The 2,714-nt window shown below is 63.7% G+C and carries 5 protein-coding genes; 2 read left to right on the forward strand and 3 right to left on the reverse strand.

Annotated elements, in window-relative coordinates:
• The coding region (locus ACY693_RS17910; RefSeq protein WP_462323169.1) for a DUF3419 family protein at positions 1-438 on the forward strand (438 nt) is incomplete at its 5' end.
• Positions 439-440: 2 nt separating this feature from the next.
• Positions 441-1,184, forward strand: coding sequence for a class I SAM-dependent methyltransferase (locus ACY693_RS17915; protein ID WP_462323170.1), 744 nt, complete (start codon positions 441-443; stop codon positions 1,182-1,184).
• A 77-nt stretch (positions 1,185-1,261) separates the two neighbouring features.
• Here ACY693_RS17915 and ACY693_RS17920 read toward each other — a convergent pair whose 3' ends face one another.
• The 3 genes from ACY693_RS17920 to ACY693_RS17930 all read right to left on the reverse strand — a co-directional run.
• Positions 1,262-1,717, reverse strand: coding sequence for a hypothetical protein (locus tag ACY693_RS17920; RefSeq protein ID WP_462323171.1), 456 nt, complete (start codon positions 1,715-1,717; stop codon positions 1,262-1,264).
• A 97-nt stretch (positions 1,718-1,814) separates the two neighbouring features.
• Positions 1,815-2,126: a ribosome assembly RNA-binding protein YhbY gene (gene yhbY, locus ACY693_RS17925; protein ID WP_462323172.1), complete on the reverse strand. Its 312-nt coding sequence runs from the start codon at positions 2,124-2,126 to the stop codon at positions 1,815-1,817.
• Positions 2,127-2,332: 206 nt separating this feature from the next.
• Positions 2,333-2,714: MDR/zinc-dependent alcohol dehydrogenase-like family protein (locus tag ACY693_RS17930; RefSeq protein ID WP_462323173.1), on the reverse strand; the 382-nt coding region annotated here is incomplete at its 5' end.

Below are 2,714 nucleotides of genomic sequence, written 5' to 3' on the forward strand. Positions count from 1 at the left end.
GTCTACGTGAATGGGCGCTATACACCAGACTGCTGTCCGGAATATCTGAAGCCGGAGAATTTCGCCGCGCTGAAGCAGGGCCGGGCCGACTGCATCGAGCTGCATACCTCGACGGTCTCAGAGCTGCTGACACGCACCCCCCAGCGCTTCTCGAAGTACGTGCTGCTGGATCACATGGACTGGATGAGCAGCTATGCACCGCAGGCGCTGTCCGAGGAATGGGCCTTGATCCTAGAGCGCGCGCGCAGTGATGCGCGCATCATCTTCCGCAGTGCGCATGCGGCCCCGGCCTATCTTCAGGATCTGGAGGTTAGCCCCGAGCGAGGACGGCTGCGCGACTGCCTGCAGTTTCATCCGGAGCTGGCGGCCCAGATGCAGCCGCTCGACCGGGTGCATACCTATGCCGGCTTTCATATCGCCGACGTGGTTGCGGCCTGAACGTGGCAGCCGCAGCCCTCACCGCCGAGCTCAAGGTCCTGATCGCGCTCTTACGGGGTCAGCCGAGGACCGGCTCGCATGCCGAGCGGCTCGAGGCCTTCTATGCCCCGCAGGCGAGCCGTTACGACGCCTTTCGGGAGCGTCTGCTGCATGGGCGTGGCGAGCTGATCGCCGACCTGATTGCCAGCCAGGCAGTCCTTCCTGGTGGGCACCTGGTCGAGCTTGGTGCCGGTACCGGCCGCAATCTGCTGTTCTTTGGTGACCGGCTTGCGACCTTCGGCCGGGTCGATGCGATCGATCTCTGCCCATCGTTGGTCAGCGAGGCACGACGGCGGACAGCGGCCATGGCGACTGTGCAGATCCATCAGGCCGATGCCTGCAGCTGGCAGCCCGAGACGCCGGTCGATACGGTGTATCTCGCCTACGCGCTGACCATGATCCCCGACTGGAGGGCGGCGATCGACAACGCGATCGCGATGCTCAAGCCCGGTGGTTATCTCGGCGTCGTCGATTTCTATGTCTCGGCGGCTGAGCCGGAGCCGGGCTTGGCGCGTCATTCGGCCTTGGCACGGGCGTTCTGGCCGCGCTGGTTTCGCCATGATGGCGTACATCTGGAGCCCGAGCGATTGGCCTATCTGCGCCAGGCCCTGCCCGATCATCGCTTGACCGAGGCCATGGCCCCAGTGCCTTATCTGCCGGGGCTGCGGGTTCCTTACTATCGGTTCATTGGTCGCAAAGACGGCTGATCCCAAGACGAGCATGTCGATCTAAGGTGGATGACGCAGATAGGCGCAGGGAGCCTCAGCGATGACAGCTTATCTCCTCACTGACCGATCGCATTTCCCGCGGCATCGATCATCTCGCGGCCTTGTCGCCGCATGGCTCGACCGATGGCGTTGGCGAGTGCTGAGCCGCTGAGTGTCTCACCGTTGATCACGACCTTGCTTGGCGAGGTGGCGTAGGCGCTGAGCGGCTCGGCGAGCTGCTGCGCGGTGTCGTCGACGGCACTGTAGGGATAGGCGCAGGTTGCGCTGCCGGCGTTTTCGTCGCCGTTGGCGCCGGACCAGCCCAGGCTGATGATCGCGTCCTGATAGCCGGGTGTCTTGGTATTGACCCGGGTCCACTGGATCTGCTCTTTGCCGAGCTGCACGGCGACGAGATCCTTGCAGAGGCGAATGCGGACGTCTTCGCCGGGGTTGGCGCAGCTGGTCAGCAGGCCGCTACCGACGATGAGACTGCCGAGGGCGGCTGCGATGCGCCGAATCGTTGTCTGTTTCATCTTGCTTGTCCCTTATTGGTTGTCGAATCGGTCGGCTTGGTGGTGGTTGCCGGCGCAGCACTCTCGGTCTGTTGCTATCGGTCCGGACGATCGATGCTCAGAGCGGCAGCAGGATGCGGTCGCGGCGTTCTGGGTTGGCGCGGAAGTAGCTGGCGGTATTGCCGATGCGCTGGACCAGGTCGGCGCCGGCGCGCTCGGCGATGGCGTCGACGATGGCATCGCGCTCATCGTGATCGCCGCCGGGCACCTTGACCTTGATCAGCTCGTGATGCTCAAGCGCGAGCTCGACCTCGGCCATCACGGCGTCCGTGAGGCCAGCGGCGCCAAGCTGAACCACGGGCTTGAGATGATGCGCCTGCTTCTTCAGCCAGCGGCGTTGATGGTCGGTGATGGGGATGGTTTGGGGCACGTTTGGATGCTTTCGTTGAAGGATGATGTTGACGACTTGCCCGGATCAGATAGCCCGGATCAGATTGGCCGATCAGCGTGTCGGGCTCAAGTGTTGCCCCCGGTCTTCGAGGTCAGTCGCGCCTTGACGCGGTGTATAGCCCAGCATGCGGATTCGTTTCCTGATCAGGACGCCGTTAGGGTTGCAAGCGGTGCAGACGCTTGGGCTCAAACCGGGGTGACGAGGATGCGGCCATGGGTTTTGCCGGCCAGCATGCGCTCGAACACCCCTGGCAATCCAGGCAGGTCCACCTGGTCGCTGACCAAGGCGTCCAGGTCTTTGGGTCGCCAGTCGTCTGCAAGGTGATGCCAAAGGTTGGCGCGCAGCGGGAAACGGACATCAACCGAATTGCAGCCGAGTAGATTGATGCCGCGCAGGATGAACGGCATGACGGTGGTCTCCAGTGCGGTACCACCGGCTAGGCCAATGCTCGCAATGTTGCCGTTGGGGACCAGGGTCCGCGTGATCTGTGCGAGCATCGCACCGCCGACATTGTCGATCGCACCGCCCCAGATAGACTTCTCGAGCGGACGCTCGCCGCCGGGCAGC

The sequence above is a fragment of the Halochromatium sp. genome (assembly GCF_054919635.1).

Bases quoted from the DNA above. Each gene is read 5' to 3' on its own strand.
- ACY693_RS17920 (WP_462323171.1), bottom strand. From the start codon at position 1,717: ATGAAACAGACAACGATTCGGCGCATCGCAGCCGCCCTCGGCAGTCTC.